Origin of the sequence: Leisingera aquaemixtae (genome assembly GCF_001458395.1) — a bacterium.
Taxonomy (GTDB): domain Bacteria; phylum Pseudomonadota; class Alphaproteobacteria; order Rhodobacterales; family Rhodobacteraceae; genus Leisingera; species Leisingera aquaemixtae.
Map to the genome: position 1 here is coordinate 369534 of NZ_CYSR01000030.1, position 21170 is coordinate 390703.

Below are 21170 nucleotides of genomic sequence, written 5' to 3' on the forward strand. Positions count from 1 at the left end.
AAAATATGGCGCGTTATAAATAACTGTGCCGCAACGCAGCTTTAAGTCAAGGATTCCAGCCGGGCCACCTCGTCGCGGATGCCCTTGGACAGCGCCTGGGCAAACCGGTTCAGCCGCTCGCTGCGCTGGTCGCCCTGGTGGCGCACCAGGTGGAAACTGCGCGTCAGGCTCACCTTGTCGGTCAGGATCTTGCGCAGCATCCGGTGGGCCGGCAGGCTGAAATCATGCGCCACGCAGACGGCCGTGCCCTGCGCCGCCATCTTGATCTGGACCGAGACCGAGTTGGAGGCCAGAGCCACCCGCTCGACCCCGATGTCGTTCAGATAGTCGAGCTCCTTGTCGAAGATCATGTCCGGAATATAGCCGATCATCTTGTGGCCCTTCAGATCCTCCAGCCTGGTGATCGGCGGGTGGTCCTTCAGATAGTAGCGCGAGGCCACCAGATGCAGCTGGTAGTCGCAGATTTTCTGCACCAGCAGCTTGCCCGCCGTCGGCGCGCTGACCGTGACCGCCATATCCGCCTCGCGGCGGCTGAGGTTGATCACCCGCGGCAGCGCCACGATCTGAATGTCCAGATCCGGGTTGTCCTCGGAAATCTGCGCGCAGACCTGCGGCAGGATGTAGTTGGCGGCACCATCCGGCGCGCCGATGCGGATCTGGCCGGACAGGGTATCATTGGGGCCGGTCAGCGCCTCTGTGCCCGCCCGCATCGCCTGTTCCGCCGCTTCAGCATGGACCAGCAGCCGGTCTCCGGCCGCGCTCAGCGCATAGCCTTGCGGCGATTTCACGAACAGCGGAGTCTCCAGCGCCGCCTCGAACCGGGCCACCCTGCGGCCGACTGTCGCCGGGTCCATCTTCAGAATGCGGCCGGCGCCGGACAGGCTCGCCTCCCGTGCCACCGCCAAAAACACTTTCATATCATCCCACTGGGGATCCATCGGCCCGGTTCCTCCGTGTTCCTGCTAACGCCCTGTTAACCTTTTGCGTTACTGCAAAGCCTCTTTGAAATCTTTCCTCTTTTCCGATGTTTTTTGCAAGCCTACGATGAAGGCAACATGAACAGAGGAGGAACCGATGCAAGAACTCGGCCACTTTATCAACGGCAAGATCGTCTCCGGCACCTCGGGCCGCTTTGACGATGTCTTCAACCCGGCAACCGGCGAAGTGCAGTACAAATGCCCGATGGCCAGCGCGTCTGAGACCACCGACGCCATCGAAAAAGCCGCGGCGGCACAGCCCGCCTGGGGCGCCACCAACCCGCAGAAGCGCGCCCGCGTGATGATGGCGATGGTTGGCCTGATGAACCGCGACATGGACAAGCTGGCCGAGGCGCTGAGCCGCGAGCACGGCAAGACCATCCCGGACGCCAAGGGCGACCTGCAGCGCGGCCTGGAAGTGATCGAATACTGCGTCGGCGCGCCGCAGATGCTGAAGGGTGAATTCACCGACAGCGCAGGCCCCGGTATCGACATGTACTCCATGCGCCAGCCGCTGGGTGTTGTCGGCTCGATCATGCCGTTCAACTTCCCCGCCATGATGCCGCTGTGGCACGTCGGACCGGCCCTGGCCTGCGGCAACGCCGTGGTGCTGAAGCCGTCCGAGCGCGACCCCTCCGTGCCGCTGATGCTGGCGGAGCTGTTCGTCGAGGCAGGCCTGCCCGAAGGCGTGTTCCAGGTGGTGAACGGCGACCGCGAGGCGGTTGACACCATTCTGGACAGCGAAATCATCCAGGGCGTGTCCTTCGTGGGCTCCACCCCGATCGCGCAGTACATCTATTCCCGCGCCACCGCCAACGGCAAGCGCGCCCAGTGCTTCGGCGGCGCCAAGAACCACATGATCGTGATGCCCGACGCCGATCTGGACCAGGCCGCTGACGCGCTTGTCGGCGCAGGCTTCGGCGCGGCCGGCGAACGCTGCATGGCGATCTCGGTTGCGGTGCCGGTCGGTGAGGAAACCGCCGACAAGCTGATCGAAAAGCTGATCCCGCGGATCGAGAAACTGAAAGTCGGCCCCTACACCGCAGGCGACGACGTCGACCTGGGCCCGGTTGTGACCGCGGCCGCCAAGGACCGCATCCTGGGCCTGATCCAGTCCGGCGTTGACCAGGGCGCCACGCTGGTGGTCGACAACCGCGACTTCAAACTGCAGGGCTATGAGGACGGCTTCTTTGTCGGCGCCCACCTGTTCGACCACGTCACCCCCGACATGGACATCTACAAGCAGGAGATCTTCGGCCCGGTGCTTTCGACTGTGCGCGCAGGCACTTACGAGGAAGCGTTGAAGCTGGCGATGGATCACGAGTACGGCAACGGCACCGCGATCTTCACCCGCGACGGCGACACCGCGCGCGACTTCGCGTCCCGTGTGAACATCGGCATGGTGGGCATCAACGTGCCGATCCCGGTGCCGCTGGCCTACCACACCTTCGGCGGCTGGAAGAAGTCGATGTTCGGCGACCTGAACCAGCATGGCCCGGACAGCTTCAAGTTCTACACCCGCACCAAAACCGTGACCTCCCGCTGGCCCTCGGGCATCAAGGAAGGCGGCGAGTTCAACTTCAAGGCAATGGACTAAGCCCTTGCTTGGAAATCAGAAAAGGCCCCGAATTTTCCGGGGCCTTTTTCTGTGCCGCATGATTTTTGAGGATTCGCCGCCACGACGGCCGGCGCCTTTGGCGGCACGGTCCGGTTTAAAATATGGTTTTCAGCCAAATTCCCCTTGTTCCGCGGCGTAACTCGTCTATCCGGTCACCAACGGACAAACAGACGGCAGGCGCATGAGCAAGACACCCGACCCGAACCAGCCGCAGGCAGCTGCAAGAACCGCCCGCGACTGGGTCAAAATCCTGGCCCAATACCGAGAACCCAACCCGGCGCGCAGCGCATTCGAGCTGGCGGTGACGGTGGTCCCCTTCCTGCTGCTCTGGGCTGCGGCCTGGTGGTCGCTGTCGGTCAGCTACTGGCTCACCCTTGCGCTTTCCGTCTGCATCGCCGCCTTCCTCTTGCGCCTGTTCACCATTCAGCACGACTGCGGCCATGGCTCCTTCTTCACCAACCGCCATGTCAGCGACTGGGTGGGCCGCATCATCGGCGTTCTAACGCTGACGCCCTATGACGTCTGGCGCCGCACCCATTCGATCCACCACAGCACCCACGGCAACCTGGGCAAGCGCGGCATGGGCGACATCCACACCATGACGGTGGCCGAATACCGCGCCGCAAGCCGCTGGGAGCGGCTGGTCTACCGGCTTTACCGCCACCCGGTGACCCTGTTCGGCATCGGCCCCGGATACCTGTTCTTCCTGCAGAACCGCATACCCTACGGGCTGACCGGCCAGGCCCGCTACTGGATCAGCGCCATGGGCACCAACGCGGCAATCCTCGCGGCGCTGGGGCTGATCTGGTATTTCGGCGGCCTGATGCCGCTGTTGCTGATCTTCCTGCCTGCCACCCTGATCGCCGCCACCGCCGGCCTGTGGCTGTTCTATGTGCAGCACCAGTTCGAAACCACCCAGTGGACCCAGGAGGAGGACTGGCAGCTGCACGACGCCGCCCTGCACGGCAGCTCGCATTACGTGCTGCCGCCGGTGCTGCAGTGGCTCAGCGCCAATATCGGCATTCACCACGTGCATCACCTCTACAGCCGCATCCCGTTCTACCGCCTGACCGAAGTGCTGCGCGACCACGCGGAGCTGGCCGAGGGCAACCGCATGACCATCCGCGAAAGCCTCGCCAACGCCCGGCTGCACCTGTGGGACGAAGACAGCTGCCGGCTGCTGTCCTTTGCCCAGGCCCGCCGGCTTTACGCCTGACACCCTGATCCGGTCCGGGCGGCAGAAAATTGCCGTCCGGGCCTACACAAACCCGTGAGGCGCTGCCGCAGCGCTTTGACGCCTCTGGAAATTCCTGAGCCGGTGCTTATCTTGCCCAGAGTTTTTGAGCAGCACGGTAGAGGAAACAATGACAGAACTCCGTATCACCCGCCGCGCCACCCTGATGGGCCTGGGCGCGACCCTGGCTACCCCCGCCATCCTGCGCGCGGAATCGACAGACGCCTTCCCGCAGAACGAGCCGGCCATCCGTGACGAGGTTCCGGTGCAGCGCAATCTCTCCGCCTTCTCACAGCAGGACTGGCAGGATCATTTCGATCAGCTGGGCAAGGGCTGCCTGCTGGCCGACATCAGCTCCCGGGCGCTGCATTACTGGGGCCCGGACGGTGAAACCTACCGGCTGTTCCCCTCCTCCGTGCCAATGACCGAGGAGCTGACAAGGCGCGGCTATTCCCAAATTGTGCGCAAAGCGGAAAATCCCAGCTGGACTCCGACCCAGTCGATGCGCGAGCGCGATCCGACGCTGCCGGTCCGCATCGAAGGCGGCGCCCCGGGTAATCCGCTGGGCACCCGGGCGATGTATCTGGACTGGCCTGCCTATCTGGTCCACGGCACCCACGACACCCGCAAGATCGGCCGCCAAAGCTCCTCCGGCTGCATCGGCCTCTATAACCAGCACGTGGAAGAGCTGTACGAGCTGGTGCAGGTCGGCACCCAGGTCCGGCTGCTGTGATCCTTCGGCGCTGACCAACTGGCTGCAAATGAAACGGGCGCGGGATCACCCGCGCCCTTCTTTCATCTGCGGACTGTCTCACTTCAGACTGATGTGATCCGGCTTCAGCCCGGCATTGAAACGCTCCAGCGTCTTTTCCAGAAGCGCCTCAAAATTGCGGGTGAACTTCTCTGTGTCATAGAGCGGGCCGGTCTTGATCCCCTCTTTCACCCGCGCCTTAACTTCCGCCAGATAGTCCTTATCCCGCGCCAGTTTCAAAGCCAGCGCCTGGTACAGCTGCGGTGTGGCAACCGCGAGCTCGGGGACCCCGGCGCAATGCACCAGGCTGGTGGCCACCCGCGCGGCAAACTGCTTGCCGGTCTTGGTGACAACCGGCACCCCAGCCCACAGCGCGTCGCTAGCCGTGGTATGGGCATTCACGGCAAAGGCATCCAGAAACACGTCCGCCAGCTGCAAGCGGGCCAGATGCTCTTTTTGCCCGGCAAAGCCCGCGAACACGATGCGGTCCGGCCCGTTGCCGCGTTTCTTGGCCTCCTTCAGGATGTTTTCCTGGACCTTGTCATTTGGCGCATAAAACCACAGAACGCTGTCCGGCACCCGCTGCAGCAGTTTCATCCAGATGTCGAATTCATCCGGCGACACCTTGTAGGGGCTGTTGAAGGAACAGAACACAAATGCCTCCTCCGGCAGCCCGGCCTCAGCCCTGGAGGGAACATTATCCGCGGCCGCGCGCTGATCATCATTCGGCTGATAGCAGTCCGGCATGTAGAGGATCTTTTCAGTGTAGTATTTGCGCAGCTTTTCGGGGATCGTGACCGCATCGGCGATCATATAGTCCATTTGATCCACCCCGGTCGTTCCTGGATACCCCAGATAGGTCACATGCACCGGCGCCAGCCGGTTGTTGAAAATGTTCACCCGGTTGCCCTTGGTGTACCCCTTGAGGTCAACAGCAATATCCAGGCCATCCTCACACGCGACGGCAGCGATCTCGTCGTTTTCCAGGCTCGACACCTGCTTGTAAACATCTGCGGCGTTCTCGGCCCGCAGGCGGCCTTCATGGTCGTTCACCTCGCCATAGTCGTAGATGTAGATTTCAAACCGGTCGCGGTCATGCAGTTCCAGCTGCCGCCCGATCAAATACATGGTGGCGTGGTTGAAGAAGTCGTTTGAGAAATATCCCAGCCGGATCTTGCGCCCTTCCGCCCGCGGGCGTTCAAATTTGGTTGCGGAGGTATCGGCCTTGGCCAGTTCCGCGGCCTTCACCGAGAACTTCATTTGCAAGCCCGGGTCATCGACCATCGACAGAAGGGCAAACGGGTCGATTCCGACATCCGTCTTGCGGAACACCTGAACCCGCTTTTCCCGGTTGTTCAGATCGGTCCAGTCGCAGATCCGGCGGCGCAGATAGACCAGCCGGGCCAGCGCCGTCGCATTATTCGGGTCGAATTTCACCGCCGCGTCAAAATAGTTGGCCGCCTCCTCATCCTGGTTCAGCCGCATCAGGTAACTGCCGATGTAGGACAGGCATTTTGAGTTCGAGGGATCCAGCCGCAGCGCGTCGATATGGGCCAGGATCGCCTTGTCGTGCTGGTTCATCATTTCCAGAACTTCGCCGAGCGCGGCATAGATCAGCCGGTTTGTGTCATCCAGCTTCAGCGCCTCGCGCAGTAGGTATTCAGCGTCGCTGAACTGACGTTTCAGCGCCAGTTTACGGGCTTTTGCGTACAACGCGACAGCCTGGGCCTGCGGGGTGCCGCTGGTTTGCTTGACCATCCCGTGCCGCATCGACAGCGCGAAATCGGCGCGGGCGTTGCTGCTGACCGCGCCGGCAAATTCCTGTTTTGTGCGGTCCGGGTTTTCGGGTCCCGAGGGGGCCAGGAAATGCTGCGCCTGAGAGTTCGCCACTGCGTGTGCTCCTTTTGGAATGCCTCCGCAGGATTCACCTGCGAGTGATCTGTTTGGGACAGAGTTTCCGCGAAGTTTGTTAATTTTCTCCTGACCGGACCACCATCGCGCCCGCGCCGCCCTGCGGCATTGCTGCACGGCGGCTTTGCATTTGCGCAGCTTGCCTCAGCGTCCGCCGGGCGCTATTAAATAAACAACTGTTCAATTCATTGCGCCACGGGAGGAGCTGAATATGGATTTCGCACTCACAGAGGAACAGCAGGCCATCTTCGACATGGCCCAAGCCTTCGGCCAGGAAAACATCGCGCCGCACTCCCGCCAGTGGGAGAAAGACGGCACCATCCCCAAATCCCTGTGGCCGCAGCTGGCGGAACTGGGCTTTGGCGGGCTCTATGTCTCCGAGGAATACGGCGGCTCCGGCCTGTCCCGCCTCGACGCCACCCTTGTGTTCGAAGCGCTGGCGATGGCCGACCCTGCTGTCGGCTCCTTCCTGTCGATCCACAACATGTGCGGCGGCATGATCGACAAGTTCGGCTCGGAAGAGACCAAGCAGAAATGGCTGCCCAGCCTGTGCTCGATGGAGAAAATCTTCTCCTACTGCCTGACCGAACCCGGCTCCGGCTCCGACGCGGCGGCGCTGAAAACCCGCGCCGAACGCAGCAATGACGGCTACACGCTGAACGGCACCAAGGCGTTCATCTCCGGCGGCTCCTACTCCGACGCCTATGTCGTGATGTGCCGAACCGGCGAGGACGGGCCCAAGGGGATCTCCACCGTGGTGGTCGAGAACGGCAATCCCGGCCTCTCCTTCGGCGCGCTGGAGGACAAGATGGGCTGGAAGGCGCAGCCCACATCGCAGGTGCAGTTCGACGACTGCGCGATCCCGGCGGACAACCTTATCGGCGAGGAAGGCAAAGGGTTCTCCTACGCCATGGCAGGCCTCGACGGCGGCCGCCTCAACATCTCGGCAGGTGCCTTGGGCGGCGCCCAGGCGGCGCTGGACCAGACCGTGCAATACATGTCCGAGCGCAAGGCCTTCGGCAAATCCATCAACCAGTTCCAGGCGCTGCAGTTCCGGCTGGCGGAATACGAAACCCGCCTGCAGGCCGCCCGCACCTTCCTGCGCCAGGCCGCGTGGAAGCTGGACAACGGCGCCCACGACGCCACCAAGTTCTGCGCCATGGCCAAGCTGATGGTCACCGACACCGCCTTTGACGTGGCCAACGGCTGCCTGCAGCTGCACGGCGGCTACGGCTATCTGGCCGATTACGGCGTCGAGAAGATCGTGCGTGACCTGCGGGTCCACCAGATCCTGGAAGGCACCAACGAGATCATGCGCCTGATCGTCGCGCGCCAGCTGATTGCAGAGTAACCTGCAATCAGCACACTGCCCGCGGCAAGACATACTGACGGAGCACGCCCGATGAGTGATATCCATATCCGCAAGTCCGGCCAGGCCGGCCGCATCACCTTCACCCGCCCCAAGGCGCTGAACGCGATGAGCTACGAGATGTGCATGGCGATCGACGCCGCCATGCGCGATTGGGCTGAGGATGATGCCGTCAAGCTGGTGGTGATCGACGCCGAAGGCGAAAAGGCCTTCTGTGCGGGCGGCGACATTGCCGAACTCTATGACACTGGCACCAAGGGCAACTACTCCTATGGCCGCACCTTCTGGCGGGATGAATACCGGCTGAACGCGCGCATTTTCGAGTACAAGAAGCCGGTGATCAGCTTCATGCAGGGCTTCACCATGGGCGGCGGCGTCGGCATCGGCTGCCACGGCACCCACCGGGTGGTCGGAGAAAGCAGCCAGATCGCCATGCCGGAGGTCGGCATCGGCCTGGTGCCGGATGTGGGCGGCTCCCTGATGCTGGCCCTGGCACCGGATCACCTGGGCGAATACCTCGGCATGACGGCGGCGCGGATGGGCGCGGAGGACGCCATCCTCGCAGGCTTTGCCGACTACTTCATTCCGCAGGACGGCTGGCCGGCACTGATTGCCGCGCTGGAGGAAACCGGCACCGCCAAACGGGTCGAGGACGCCGCCAAGCCCGCCCCCGAAGGCAAGCTGCGCGGCATCCGCGCGGACGCGGCCAGGCATTTCGGCAAGGACAGCCTCGAAGCCATCCGCCAAAGCCTTGAGGCGGACGGCAGCGGCTTCGCGGCTGCTGCGCTGAAGTCCCTGAACCGCAATTCGCCGCTGTCGATGGCCTGCACGCTGGAAATGCTGCGCCGCCTGCGCGCCGATGGCCCCGCCATCCGCCGCGCGCTGGACCTGGAATACCGCTATACCTACCGGGCGATGGAAAAGGGCGATTTCCTGGAAGGCATCCGGGCCCAGATCATTGACAAGGACCGCAATCCGCAGTGGCAATACGCCGGCCAGCCGGTTCCCGCCTCCGCGGTTGAGGAGATGCTGGCGCCGCTCGGCGCGCAGGCGCTGACATTTGAGGAGGAAAACGCATGAAGATCGGATTTATCGGACTTGGCAACATGGGCGGCCCGATGGCCGCCAACCTGGCCAAGGCCGGCCACGAGGTGACCGGTTTTGACATGGCCGATGTCAGCATCGAGGGCGTGCAGATGGCCGCCTCCGGCCCCGAGGCCGCGGCAGGCGCCGATGCCGTGATCACCATGCTGCCCAACGGCGCCATCCTGCGCCTTGTCGCGGCTGAGGTGATCCCGGCAATGGCCAAGGGCGCGACCCTCATCGACTGCTCCACCGTCGACGTGGACTCCGCCCGCGCCGTCGCGGAACAGGCCGCGGACGCGGGCCTGATGTTCGTGGACGCGCCGGTCTCCGGCGGCATCGGCGGTGCCGCGGGCGGCACGCTCACCTTTATGGCCGGCGGCTCGGCAGAGGCGTTTGCGGCAGCAGAGCCGCTGTTCGGCATCATGGGCCAGAAGGCCGTGCATTGCGGCGAAGCCGGCGCCGGCCAGGCCGCCAAGATCTGCAACAACATGATCCTCGGCGTCACCATGATCGCCACCTGCGAGGCCTTTGCCCTGGCCGACAAGCTGGGTCTGGACCGGCAGAAGATGTTCGACGTGGTCTCCACCTCCTCCGGCTACAGCTGGAGCATGAACGCCTATTGCCCGGCCCCCGGTGTCGGCCCTCAATCGCCTGCCGACAACAGCTACCAGCCCGGTTTCGCGGCGGAACTGATGCTCAAGGATCTGGGCCTCAGCCAGCAGGCCGCCGCCAGCGCCGATGCCGACACCCCGATGGGCGAACTGGCGATGGCGCTCTACAAGAAATTCGTCGAGGAAGAAGGCGGCAAGGGCATGGACTTCTCTGCCATGCTGCCCCGGTTCGAAAAGCGCGGCCGCGAAGGCTGAGGCCCGCGCGCATTCCGGCGCATCCGGCACAACCACAGCACCGCTTCAGGCCGGCCCCGCACAGGGCCGGCCTGATGCTTTTCCGCGCCCCGCGAAGATCCGTAGAGTTTTATTAAACATCCGGATTTAGACGCCGCCGCGCCACAGTTCTGTCCAACTTCTCCACCATTCCGGTAAGCGACCGTAAAACCCCGCGCACCCGGAGGCAGACTGGACGCCATGGCAACCGCAACGGAACTGAGCATCGACACCACTGCCAGCGCTTTGCAGATGGCAGAGGAAATCTTCGGCGACGGCGTCACCGTGACCAGCGCCGCCTACAGCGGCGATGCGCTGTCCTCGGGCATCTACTCCGGCGCGGACACCACTACCCCGGGAGTGGCGCCTGCGGATTCCGGGGTGATCCTGTCAACCGGCCACGCCCGCGACTTCACCAACAGCGACGGCAGCACCAACACCAACCAGCGGACCGATACAACCACCAACACCAGCGGTGTGGACGGGGATGCGGATTTCAACACGCTGGCGGGCACCCAGACCTTTGATGCCTCCATTCTCGAGGTCGAATTCATCCCCGACGGCGACACGCTGACCATCGATTTCGTGCTGTCTTCCGAGGAATACCCGGAGTTCGTGAATTCGCAGTACAACGACGTGATCGGCGTCTGGGTGAACGGGGTCGAGGCGAAGGTCTCCATCGGCGACGGCACCGCCTCGATCGGCAATATCAACGATGGCACCGAAAACATCTATGTCGACAATACCGGCGACAGCTTCAACACGGAGATGGACGGCTTCACCATCACCCTGACGTTTGTCGCACCGGTGACGGCGGGTGAAGTCAACACCCTGAAAATCGGCGTCGCGGATACCTCCGACATTGCCTATGACACCAACTTGCTGATTGCCGGCGGTTCGGTGCAGACCGCAATTGTTGCCGAAGACGATCAGGAAGACATCGCCATCGGCAAAACCAGGGTCATTGATGTCCTGGAAAACGACAGCACCGCCGCCGGCGGCACGCTGAGCATCACCCATATCAACGACTACGAGGTCTCTGCCGGCGACACCGTCACGCTGACCACTGGCCAGCAGATCACCCTGAACGCCGATGGCACCCTCACCGTGGTCACCGACGGCGACCTGGAAACGGTTTACTTCAACTACACCGCGGACAACGGCCAGGGCAATTCCGACACCGGCCTTGTGGAGATCAACCAGACCGTCCCCTGCTTTCTGCGCGGCACCCTGATCCGGGTGCCCGGCGGCGAGGTTCCGGTCGAGGATCTGCGCCCCGGCATGGAGGTCCTGACCCTGGACAACGGCCCGCAGGTGCTGCAATGGACCGGCAGCCGCCGCACCGCCTGCACCGCCGCGACCGCCCCGATCCGCTTTGCCGCAGGCAGCTTCGGCAACAGCTGCGACCTCTATGTCTCGCCCCAGCACCGGATGGTTGTCGCCGGCCCACTGGCCGAGCTGCTGTTCGGCGAAGCCGAAGTGCTGGTCAAGGCCAAGGACCTGGTCAACGGCACCACCATCCGCCCGGCGCTGGAGCTGGCGCAGGCGGACTACTTCCACCTCTTGTTCGGCAGCCACCAGATTCTCTGGGCCAACGGCGCCCTCAGCGAAAGCTATCAGCCCGGTCCGGAAACCGCGGCCGGCTTTGACGCGGACACGCAGGCGGAAATCCGCGAGTTGTTCCCGGAACTGTGCGCAAAAAGCGGCCGCGGCTGCGGCGCCGCCGCGCGGCTGTCGCTGCGCGGCTTCGAAGCGCGGGTTATTGCCGCCGCGTAAGCGGCAACCGGCAGCCTGCCGCCACCCCTTTCCGTGCGCTCTTGGAATTGCCGCAGGGGCGGTTATGTGGAGGGCAGCGAAATGAGGATCCGCTTTAAATGGTACGCCGTCACATTGTTCCCTTCACCGTTCTTGCCGCGGCCTGCGCGCTGGCGATTCCGCTGGCGGCCGGCAATGGCCACGACAAGCCTGAGCAGGCCAGCTTCCAATGTCCGGCCGGTCTGACCAGACAGGCCGCGCAATGCGTGCCCCCGTCTCAGGCGAAAAAGTTCTACCGCCGCGGCGATCACATTCTGGATGATTACGTCTGGATCGGCGAGCCAGGCGGCTGGGCACCGGATCCCTACGGCAGCTATGTCGAGGCTGGCGGCTATGTCTATCAGGTCAACCGCGAAACCCATAAGGTGCTGCGCCTGATCGGCGCCGGGGCGGTGCTCGACAATTAACCGCCAGCGCCGGTTTCCCCGCCCGGCCCGGCCATCGCCTCCAGCCTGCCGCGGGTGGCCTCATCGGCGGGGAACAGCATCTCGATACGCAGGTCCGACATCGCCAGATCGCCGGTGCCGCCGAACTGGGTGATGGTAGAAAAGAACGACAGCACCTGCCCGCCCATCCGGTATCGCGCCGGGATCACCGCGGGCAGGACCCCGTCGTCCGCGCCCCCAGGCTCTGCCGCGCGGCGCTGCAGCCGCGCGATCGCCTGCTCCAGAACCGGGTCGGCACCGAAACTGGCCAGCTCGGTCCGCAGCCGCGCCAGGCTGTGCCGCTCGACCTCCTCCAGATTGTCCAGCGCCGCCCTAAGCGCCGCATTGGCCAGCAGCGCCTCGATCAGGCTGCTGCCGCGGGTGATGCCCGCGCTGCCCAGCATCAGCGCCGCGGCGCGGTTCATGTCCACAAGCTGCCAGTGGCGGTCAATCAGCATGGCGGGATAGGGCTCATGCCGCTCCAGCATCCGCTCTGCCGCCTGACGCAGCGGCGCCAGCTCCGCATCGTTCAGATCCCGCCGCACATGGGCAGGCGCCAGCCCCGCCGCCGTCAGCAGCTGGTTGCGGGCCGCCGCCGGCACCTGCAGTTCCTCGCTCAGCCGCAGTACCATGCCACGGCTGGGCTGCGCGCGCCCGGTCTCCAGAAACGACAGATGCCGCGGCGACACCCCGGCGCTCAGCGCCAGCTCCATCTGGCTCAGCCGCCGGATCTGCCGCCATTTCTTCAAAACCCCGCCAAAGCCTGCCATCGCCGCTGCCTCCTGCCTGCGCCTACTTTACCGCAGCCGCGCACAAAAACACTTCCCTCCAAGGTAATTGTTTTCCCTCCCTGCCTGCCCGCAGTCTAGGGCCGGTTCACAACAGGGAGATTCCGATGACCCATTCCGCTTCCGTCCGCTGGCTCAAAACCGCCGCGGTACTGTCCGCCGCCTTCGGTCTGGCCATGGTGCTGGCGCTGGTAACGCCGCTTGCACACAGCCTCGGCTTCTTTCTGGATCTGGCCTTTCTGCCGCTGGACGGCGGGCAGCGGCCGCAGCCCGGTCCGGCCGCCCTGATGACCGCTATCAGCGGCGGCCTGATGTGCGGTTTCAGCGTGCTGATCTATCTGGTGACACAGCATATCTACAGCACCGGCCCCGCCCTCGGCCGCCGGCTGCTGATTCCGGCGCTGCTGGCCTGGTATATCCCCGACAGCCTCGGCTCCCTCGCCGCGGGCGCCTGGTTCAACGTAGTGATGAACTCGGCCTTCCTGGCCTTGTTCCTGGTGCCGCTGCTGCTGGCCCGCCCCGCCTCCGCCCAAACGGCATAAGAAAAGGGGCGGATCCGCCCCCTTTCATCTTTCCCAAAACACTCCGGGGTGAATTGGCCGCAAGGCCAAGAGGGGCAGCGCCCCTCTCCCTACTCCGCCGCCACCTTCCGCGCTGCCAGAATTTCCTTCAGATAGTGCCCGGTGTGGCTGCGCGGCTCATCGGCCACCGCTTCCGGCGTGCCCGCCGCGACAATCTCACCGCCGCCGTCGCCGCCTTCCGGGCCGATGTCGATGATCCAGTCCGCGGTCTTGATCACATCCAGATTGTGCTCAATCACCACCACCGAATTGCCCTGCTCCACCAGCTCGTGCAGTACTTCCAGGAGCTTCTTCACATCCTCGAAATGCAGGCCGGTTGTGGGCTCGTCCAGAATATACAGCGTCCGCCCCGTCGAGCGTTTCGACAGCTCCTTCGACAGTTTCACCCGCTGCGCCTCGCCGCCCGACAGCGTTGTCGCCTGCTGGCCCACCTTGATATAGCCAAGGCCCACCCGCATCAGCGCGTCCATCTTGTCACGGATCGCCGGCACCGCCTGGAAGAAACCCTGCGCGTCCTCCACCGTCATATCCAGCACATCGGCAATGCTCTTGCCCTTGAACTTGATCTCCAGCGTCTCGCGGTTGTAGCGCGCGCCCTTGCAGGTCTCGCAGGTCACATAGACGTCGGGCAGGAAGTGCATCTCGATCTTGATGACGCCGTCACCCTGACATGCCTCGCAGCGCCCGCCCTTGACGTTGAAGGAGAACCGCCCCGGTTTATACCCCCGCGCCTTGGCCTCCGGCAGGCCGGCAAACCAGTCGCGGATCGGGGTGAAGGCACCGGTATAGGTCGCCGGGTTCGACCGCGGCGTGCGGCCGATCGGGCGCTGGTCGATGTCGATCACCTTGTCCAGATGCTCCAGCCCCTTGATGCTCTCGCAGGGCGCCGGCGTTTGGCGCGCGCCGTTCAGGCGCATGGAGGCGGTCTTGAACAGCGTCTCGATGGTCAGCGTCGACTTGCCGCCGCCCGACACCCCGGTCACGCAGACGAACTTGCCCAGCGGGAACTCCGCCGTCACCTCTTTCAGGTTGTTGCCGGTGGCCTTCACCACCTTGATCTTCTTTTTGTTGCCCTTGCGCCGCTTGCCCGGCACCGGGATCTCCCGCGTGCCCGCCAGGTACTGGCCGGTAATCGAGCCCGCGTCGGAGGCAATCTGCTGCGGCGTGCCGTGGCTCACCACCTCGCCGCCATGCACCCCGGCGCCGGGGCCGATGTCGAACACGTAATCCGCCTGCCGGATCATGTCCTCATCATGCTCCACCACGATCACCGTGTTGCCCTGGTCGCGCAGGTTTTTCAGCGTCCCGATCAGCCGGTCGTTGTCACGCTGATGCAGCCCGATGGACGGCTCATCCAGCACATAGAGAACGCCCGTCAGGCCAGAGCCGATCTGCGACGCCAGCCTGATCCGCTGGCTCTCGCCGCCGGACAACGTGCCGGAGGACCGCGACAGCGTCAGATACTCCAGCCCCACGTTGTTCAGGAACCCCAGCCGCTCGCGGATCTCCTTGACGATGGCGCGGGCGATCTCCTGCTTCTGCTGGCTCAGGTGGTTGGGCACATCCTCGATCCAGGCCAGCGCCTCGCGGATCGACAGCTGCACCACCTGCCCCACATGCACACCGGCGATCTTGACCGCCAGCGCTTCATCCCGCAGCCGGTAGCCCTCGCAATGGTGGCAGTGGCGGTTGTTCTGGTAGCGCTCGAACTCCTCGCGGATCCAGTTGGAATCGGTCTCGCGGTAGCGCCGCTCCATGTTCGGAATGACACCCTCAAACGTGCGCTCCACCTGGTAGACCCGCCCGCCCTCGTCATAGCGGAACTGGATCTCCTCCTCGCCGGAGCCATAGAGGAACACTTTCTGCACCTTCTCGGGCAGATCTTTCCAGACGGTGTTCTTGTCAAACTGGTAGTGCTTGGCGATCGCCTCGATGGTTTGCAGGAAATAGGGCGACTTGCCCTTGCGCCAGGGCGCCAGCGCGCCGTCATAGACCTTCAGGCTCTGATCCGGCACCACCAGCCGCTCGTCAAAGAACAGCTCCACCCCCAGGCCGTCGCAATGCGGGCAGGCCCCGAAGGGCGCGTTAAAGGAGAACAGCCGCGGCTCGATCTCCGGGATGGTGAAACCGCTGACCGGACACGCGAAATTCTCGCTGAAGGTGATCCGCTCCGGATCGCCCTCCTTGGGCGCGGTTTCCAGAATGGCGATGCCATCAGCCAGGTCCAGCGCGGTGCGCAAGCTGTCCGCCAGCCGCGTCTCCATGCCCTCGCGCACCACCAGACGGTCGACCACCACGTCGATGTCATGGCGGAACTTCTTGTCCAGCACCGGCGGCTCGTCGAGCTCATAGAACTCCCCGTTGACCTTCACCCGCTGGAAGCCCTGCTTGCGCAGCTCCAGGAATTCCTTCTTGTACTCGCCCTTGCGGTCGCGGACGATCGGCGCCAGCAGAAAGCCGCGGGTGCCTTCCTCCATCTCCATGATCCGGTCGACCATGTCCTGCACCTGCTGCGCCTCAATCGGCTTGCCGGTGGCCGGCGAATAGGGCGTGCCCGCGCGGGCAAACAGCAGACGCAGATAGTCATAGATTTCCGTCACCGTGCCGACGGTGGAGCGGGGGTTCTTCGAGGTTGTCTTTTGCTCAATCGAGATCGCGGGCGACAGGCCGCTGATGTGGTCCACATCCGGCTTTTCCATCATGTCGAGGAACTGGCGCGCATAGGCGCTCAAGCTTTCCACATAGCGGCGCTGGCCCTCGGCATAGATGGTGTCGAACGCCAGCGAGGACTTGCCGGAGCCGGACAGGCCGGTGATCACCACCAGCTCATCACGCGGAATGTCCACGTCGATGCTTTTCAGATTGTGCTCGCGCGCACCGCGCACTTCGATGGATTTCAGCTCAGCCATAATGCCCCCGTACACGCGCCCGCCGACCCCTTGGCGGACGCCAGCCCTACAGATAGGGAATGCGATTGGAAACGCCAAGCCCCCATAAAGAACATATCACGAACAAGAGGAAGTTTGCTGACAGCAGCTGGCAGCAGCCGCACCGCCTGCGTTTGCCGGTCCCGATTTCCCCGAAATCCGGCGCGCCGCGCCCCGCGCGGCGCAAGGCCCAACGGGCGGCGGTCCCCCTTGGGGACCGGCGGCGGGCGGGAGCGCTTGCGTCAGGCCATCCCGCGGCGCCGGGCGGCCAGCAGCAGATGCACCGCCGCGCCGCTCAGGAACAGCACCAGCAGCGCCGCCATCATGCCGCCGAACCCCGCCGCCGACAGCGACAGCACCATCAGCGGCGTGCCGATGGTGTTGCCCAAATTGCCCATCTGCGCCATCGCGCCGCTGGCCTGCGCCCGCGCCACGGCGGTTTCATTCAGCTGCGGCACCGCGGCAAAGGAACCGCCCTGCACCAGCCCCATCGCGCCCGCCATCGCGATACAGGCCAGCGGCGCGCCGGGCATGGCCCACAGCCACAGCGCCGCCGCCGCGCAGGCCAGGAACCCCAGCTGCGCCAGCCGCACCCCGGGCAGGTACCGCAGCAGAAAGACGCCGAGCGTCATCGACACCGCGATGCTGGCCAGCGGCATCATCCCCAGCACCAGCCCGCGCGCGGTGTCCGCGATATAGGGCGGGATCACCGTCAGCACCGCCACAAAGCAGCAAGTGTAAAACAGCCAGCCCGCGGCCGGCGCCGCAATCCAGGGCGAGCGGTAGATCGGCAGATGCAGGCCCGGCAGCTCCGCCAGCCGCGGCAGCGGCGCCCGCGGCGGCACCGGCACCGCGCGCAGGGCAAGGCCCAGCAGCACCGCCAGCCCCGCCATCACCGCCGCATGGGCGGCAAACAGCGCCAGCAGGCCCCAGGCCCGCACCAGCGGCAGGCCGAACCACGCCAGCACGGTAAAGGCCACGGCGAAAAACGTGCTCCACAGGGTCATCGCCAGCCCCCGGCCGCGGTCGGAACTCAGCTGCGCAATCAGCACCGGCCCCGCCACCACAATGCCCAGATGCGACAGACCCTCAGCCACCCTCGTGGCCAGGAACAGGCTGAACGGCAAATGCAGCGCCTGCAAGGCCGACACCGCCGCCCCGGCCCCCAAGGCCCAGACCAGCGTGCGCCGGTAGCCGAAGGCCGCCGCATAGGGGCCCGCCACCGCGCCCAGCAGGATGCCCAGCATCCCGACCAGCGACACCGAGAAGCTGAGCGCCGTTCCCGCCTGCGGGTACAGCTCGCCCATGCGTCCGAAGATCACCGAAATCTTGCCGTATTGCGCGGCGGCCCCCAGCCCCGCCGCCCAAACCGCCAGGATCAGCCCCCAGCGGGAGGTTCCGCCATCCGTCAAACTGTCTGCCCTCAAATAGAAAAAGCAGGCACGCGCTGTGCCTGCTTTTCCTGTCCTGCCCGCTAAACCCGGCCGCGGCAAGAGCTGCGGCGCGGGAATGCTGCGTCACATGTGGATGACGCGGCCATAGGAATCGAGCACCGATTCATGCATCATCTCGCTCAGCGTCGGATGCGGGAAGACGGTGTTCATCAGATCTTCCTCGGTGGTCTCCAGTTGGCGGCCCACCACGTAGCCCTGGATCAGCTCGGTTACCTCGGCACCAACCATATGCGCGCCCAAGAGCTCGCCGGTCTTGGCGTCAAAGATGGTCTTCACCATGCCCTCGGCCTCTCCCAGCGCAATCGCCTTGCCGTTGCCGATGAAGGGGAAGCGGCCGACCTTGATGTCATAGCCCAGCTCCTTGGCCTTGGCCTCGGTATAGCCGACGGAGGCGACCTGCGGCTGGCAGTAGGTGCAGCCGGCAATGCTCTCGGGCTTGACCGGATGCGCGTGTTTGCCCGCGATCAGCTCGGCCACCATAACGCCCTCGTGGGACGCCTTATGCGCCAGCCAGGGCGCGCCGGCGATATCGCCGATGGCATAAAGCCCGTCCACGCCAGTGCGGCAGTACTCATCAGTCACCACATGGGTGCGGTCGACCTTGACGCCCAGTTCTTCCAGCCCCAGGCCCTCGACGTTGCCGACGATGCCCACGGCGGAGATCACGGTGTCAAACTCCTGCTTCTCCACCTTGCCGCCCACCTCGATATGGGCGGTCACCTTGCCCTTGCCGCGGTCCAGCTGCTTGACCATGGCTTTCTCCATGATCTTCATGCCCTGTTTGACAAAGGCCTTCTTGGCAAAGGCGGAGATTTCGGCGTCTTCCACCGGCAGCACCCGGTCCATCACCTCAACCACCGTCGTCTCTGCGCCGAGCGTGTTGTAGAAGCTGGCGAATTCAATGCCGATCGCGCCAGAGCCGATTACCAGCAGCTTCTTCGGCATCCGGACCGGCTGCAGCGCATGCTTGTAGGTCCAGACCAGATCGCCGTCCGCTTCCAGCCCCGGCAGTTCGCGGGCGCGGGCGCCGGTGGCCAGCACGATATTCTTCGCGGTCAGATCCTGCGTGCCCTTGTCGGTCTTGACCGAAACCTTGCCTTTGGCCGGAATGGACGCTTCGCCCATCACCACGTCGATCTTGTTCTTCTTCATCAGGTGGCCGATGCCGGAAGACAGCTGCTTGGCCACCCCGCGCGAGCGTTTCACCACCGCATCCAGGTCATAGCCGATGTTTTCCGCCTTCAGGCCGAAATCCTTGGCGCGCTCCATCAGGTGGAACACTTCCGAGGAGCGCAGCAGCGCCTTGGTCGGGATGCAGCCCCAGTTCAGGCAGATGCCGCCCAGATGCTCGCGCTCGACCACACAGGTCTTCAGCCCCAGCTGCGCTGCGCGGATGGCGGCAACATAGCCCCCCGGCCCGGCGCCGATTACGATCACGTCATAGGATTGTGCGGCCATGCTGTCCCCTCGCCTTGAACAGGATCCATAAAACTAGTTTACCGTTAAACTATTTCTTTCTGCACTGCAATCATCCTCTTCTGCGGCATTGCGGCCCTGCGCGCTCCGGCAGGTTTCCGCTTGGCAGCGAGGCTGGTTCCGGGCCAGCATAAGCTGAAACATGCACAGCAATCCACAGCCGGGAGCGGAAGAATATGAAACGGACGGTTGCCGATCTTGCCAAGGCCCTTCTCAACGCCACCCTGATCCTGCTGGCGCTGTGCCTGTTTCTGGGGTGGAAGCTGATGGCCGCCGCCGCCGCCGTCACCGCCCATGCGGAGCAGATCGCCAGCCAGGTTGCCCCGCTGCACACCGCCGCAACCGGGCTGCGGGAGGATCTGGCCAGCCTGCGCGCCGCCCTTCAGGAAAGACCGGGGCAATACGGACAGGGGCAGGACGGAGCAGGCCTGGACGGAGCAGACACCGCCTCAGCGGCCCGCCTCGACCGTATCGAGGACCGCCTGGACCAGCTGCAGACCAATCTGGCCGGGATCCGGCAGCTGCCGCTGCAATCGGCGGAACAGGCCGGCCGCGCCGGCGCGGCGGAACTCGCCGGCCGCATCATCCGCGCCGTCCCGCTGCTGCAGGACGGCAGCGCCTTCCGCCCGCCCCCAGGCTGACCCGGCATCAGCCCGCCGCGGCAAAGGCCTCCAGCAGCGCGCCGAATTCCTCCATCGAGGGGAACTGCGAAAAACTGTGCTCAACCGCGACCCCGGCAAAGGGAAGCCGGGCAGCGGTCCAGGTTTCAACGAACGGCCGGAACCAGCTGATATCGTCGAACATCACCGGACGCACGTTCACAAACGCCTCGACGCCGGTGATGCGGGTGAACATCCAGGTCATGCATTCCGGGCAGCAGTAATGCGCCAGCTCCGGCCCCTTGGCGCCGCCAACGGCCGGCGCGCCCTGCACCACCCGGAAGGCCTCCGCCGGAAACATCGCGGTCAGGGAGAACGCGCTGGCGCTCATCTTCTGGCAGCCGCGGCAGTGGCAGGCCGCGGTCAGCACCGGCGCGGCGGAAACCTCAATAACGGTCGCGCCGCAGCGGCAGCTGCCGGTCATCGGAAATTCTGCTGTGGTCATGCGGCGGTCCTCAATGGCGTGTTCGAAAAACAGAGCCCCTCCCTGCCGCAGGCCGCCCCTTGGCACAAGGGACCACGCAACAGAAAACGCCGCGCCCGTTTCCAGGCGCGGCGTTGAAATATTCCAGCAGCGCCGGCGTCAGCCAGCCGCTTGCATCTGCCGCACGGTCTCGCCGTAGCCGCCCGACATGACATAGTCGCGCTCGGGCGCGGTGCTGGCGCGGTGCAGCGCCTCGTTGCGGTAGGGGAAGCGGCCGAACTGGCGGATCACCTCGCGATGGGCGCGGGCGTGCAGCAGGTTGGCGCGGCCGGTCTGCGGCATCCGCTCCATCATCAGCCGGATGCAGCGCTCCTGGTCGCACAGGTTCTCCGAATGCATCAGCGGCAGATAGAAGAACTGCCGCGCCGGCTCGTCGATTTTCATGTCCCACTTCTTGTTGATGGCCACCTTGGCCGCCGACAGCGCCGCCGGGTCAGAGGCAAACGCCTTGCCCTTGCCGCGGAACATGTTGCGCGGAAACTGGTCCATCAGGATGACATAGGCCAGCGTCCCGCTCGGGTAGGTCAGCCAGAAGGAGAACTTGCCCTCGCAAGCCTCCTGCCAGGTTTTCTGAAACTTTGTGCGGATCTCCTGATCCAGCGCCTCATCCTGCAGATACCATCCCTTCTCCCCGACCTCGTCGAGCCAGAATGCAAGTATCTCTTTGGGACCAGCCATCGGTCTTAACTCCAAGTTTTTCCTGACCCTGATTTCAGGCCATTTTACGTTGC

General features: G+C 64.5%; 18 protein-coding genes. 10 read left to right on the plus strand and 8 right to left on the minus strand.

Translation table 11 applies throughout. The annotated features are described in order from the left end of the window. Window positions 1–41: 41 nt before the first annotated feature. Window positions 42–938: a LysR family transcriptional regulator gene (locus tag PHA8399_RS15370; protein ID WP_058286991.1), complete on the minus strand. Its 897-nt coding sequence runs from the start codon at window positions 936–938 to the stop codon at window positions 42–44. A 136-nt stretch (window positions 939–1074) separates the two neighbouring features. Between PHA8399_RS15370 and PHA8399_RS15375 the strand changes: the two genes are divergently transcribed. The 3 genes from PHA8399_RS15375 to PHA8399_RS15385 all read left to right on the plus strand — a co-directional run bounded on the left by PHA8399_RS15375 (window position 1075) and on the right by PHA8399_RS15385 (window position 4562). Further along, window positions 1075–2574 carry a CoA-acylating methylmalonate-semialdehyde dehydrogenase gene (locus tag PHA8399_RS15375; protein WP_058286992.1) on the plus strand — a complete coding sequence of 500 codons (1500 nt, stop codon included), beginning with the start codon at window positions 1075–1077 and terminating at the stop codon, window positions 2572–2574. A gap of 202 nt (window positions 2575–2776) precedes the next feature. Then, window positions 2777–3811 (plus strand): fatty acid desaturase, encoded by a 1035-nt coding sequence (locus PHA8399_RS15380; RefSeq protein WP_058286993.1) that lies wholly within the window; start codon window positions 2777–2779, stop codon window positions 3809–3811. A 148-nt stretch (window positions 3812–3959) separates the two neighbouring features. Continuing rightward, window positions 3960–4562 carry a L,D-transpeptidase gene (locus PHA8399_RS15385; RefSeq protein WP_058286994.1) on the plus strand — a complete coding sequence of 201 codons (603 nt, stop codon included), beginning with the start codon at window positions 3960–3962 and terminating at the stop codon, window positions 4560–4562. A 78-nt stretch (window positions 4563–4640) separates the two neighbouring features. On the opposite strand, the gene PHA8399_RS15390 is transcribed toward PHA8399_RS15385, so the two are convergent. Further along, a complete protein-coding gene (locus PHA8399_RS15390) occupies window positions 4641–6470 on the minus strand; it encodes an O-linked N-acetylglucosamine transferase, SPINDLY family protein (RefSeq protein WP_058286995.1) in 1830 nt (609 codons plus the stop codon). A gap of 232 nt (window positions 6471–6702) precedes the next feature. Between PHA8399_RS15390 and PHA8399_RS15395 the strand changes: the two genes are divergently transcribed. From PHA8399_RS15395 to PHA8399_RS15415, 5 genes are all read left to right on the plus strand, one after another. Continuing rightward, window positions 6703–7842 (plus strand): acyl-CoA dehydrogenase family protein, encoded by a 1140-nt coding sequence (locus tag PHA8399_RS15395; protein ID WP_058286996.1) that lies wholly within the window; start codon window positions 6703–6705, stop codon window positions 7840–7842. 51 nt (window positions 7843–7893) lie between these two features. Continuing rightward, a complete protein-coding gene (locus PHA8399_RS15400) occupies window positions 7894–8940 on the plus strand; it encodes an enoyl-CoA hydratase/isomerase family protein (protein WP_058286997.1) in 1047 nt (348 codons plus the stop codon). Further along, on the plus strand, window positions 8937–9812 hold the full coding sequence (gene mmsB / locus PHA8399_RS15405; RefSeq protein WP_058286998.1) for a 3-hydroxyisobutyrate dehydrogenase: 876 nt from the start codon (window positions 8937–8939) through the stop codon (window positions 9810–9812). Before PHA8399_RS15400 ends, mmsB begins: the two co-directional genes overlap by 4 nt. Window positions 9813–10031: 219 nt before the next feature. Then, window positions 10032–11606 carry a choice-of-anchor L domain-containing protein gene (locus PHA8399_RS15410; RefSeq protein ID WP_058286999.1) on the plus strand — a complete coding sequence of 525 codons (1575 nt, stop codon included), beginning with the start codon at window positions 10032–10034 and terminating at the stop codon, window positions 11604–11606. A gap of 98 nt (window positions 11607–11704) precedes the next feature. Continuing rightward, entirely contained in the window at window positions 11705–12052 is a 348-nt protein-coding gene (locus tag PHA8399_RS15415) for a hypothetical protein (protein WP_082649556.1), read from the plus strand. On the opposite strand, the gene PHA8399_RS15420 is transcribed toward PHA8399_RS15415, so the two are convergent. Next, a complete protein-coding gene (locus PHA8399_RS15420; protein WP_058287000.1) occupies window positions 12049–12840 on the minus strand; it encodes a helix-turn-helix domain-containing protein in 792 nt (263 codons plus the stop codon). The genes PHA8399_RS15415 and PHA8399_RS15420 overlap by 4 nt on opposite strands. Window positions 12841–12965: 125 nt before the next feature. On the opposite strand from PHA8399_RS15420, the gene PHA8399_RS15425 reads away from it, so the two are divergent. Continuing rightward, the gene (locus tag PHA8399_RS15425) at window positions 12966–13400 is read left to right on the plus strand and encodes a hypothetical protein (RefSeq protein ID WP_058287001.1); all 435 of its coding nucleotides are present in this window, start codon (window positions 12966–12968) and stop codon (window positions 13398–13400) included. Between the two features lie 89 nt (window positions 13401–13489). Here the strand turns inward: PHA8399_RS15425 and uvrA are convergent, their stop codons facing one another. The 3 genes from uvrA to lpdA all read right to left on the minus strand — a co-directional run bounded on the left by uvrA (window position 13490) and on the right by lpdA (window position 19278). Further along, window positions 13490–16348 carry an excinuclease ABC subunit UvrA gene (uvrA, locus tag PHA8399_RS15430; protein WP_058287002.1) on the minus strand — a complete coding sequence of 953 codons (2859 nt, stop codon included), beginning with the start codon at window positions 16346–16348 and terminating at the stop codon, window positions 13490–13492. 260 nt (window positions 16349–16608) lie between these two features. Next, the gene (locus tag PHA8399_RS15435; protein ID WP_058287003.1) at window positions 16609–17778 is read right to left on the minus strand and encodes an MFS transporter; all 1170 of its coding nucleotides are present in this window, start codon (window positions 17776–17778) and stop codon (window positions 16609–16611) included. Between the two features lie 105 nt (window positions 17779–17883). Continuing rightward, the gene (gene lpdA / locus PHA8399_RS15440) at window positions 17884–19278 is read right to left on the minus strand and encodes a dihydrolipoyl dehydrogenase (protein ID WP_058287004.1); all 1395 of its coding nucleotides are present in this window, start codon (window positions 19276–19278) and stop codon (window positions 17884–17886) included. A gap of 194 nt (window positions 19279–19472) precedes the next feature. Here lpdA and PHA8399_RS15445 point away from each other — a divergent pair, with 194 nt between their 5' ends. Continuing rightward, entirely contained in the window at window positions 19473–19937 is a 465-nt protein-coding gene (locus tag PHA8399_RS15445) for a hypothetical protein (RefSeq protein ID WP_058287005.1), read from the plus strand. Between the two features lie 7 nt (window positions 19938–19944). On the opposite strand, the gene PHA8399_RS15450 is transcribed toward PHA8399_RS15445, so the two are convergent. Further along, window positions 19945–20400, minus strand: a complete 456-nt coding sequence (locus tag PHA8399_RS15450) for a GFA family protein (protein WP_058287006.1) — start codon at window positions 20398–20400, stop codon at window positions 19945–19947. 138 nt (window positions 20401–20538) lie between these two features. Further along, window positions 20539–21117 carry a DUF924 family protein gene (locus tag PHA8399_RS15455; protein WP_058287007.1) on the minus strand — a complete coding sequence of 193 codons (579 nt, stop codon included), beginning with the start codon at window positions 21115–21117 and terminating at the stop codon, window positions 20539–20541. Window positions 21118–21170 lie beyond the last annotated feature (53 nt).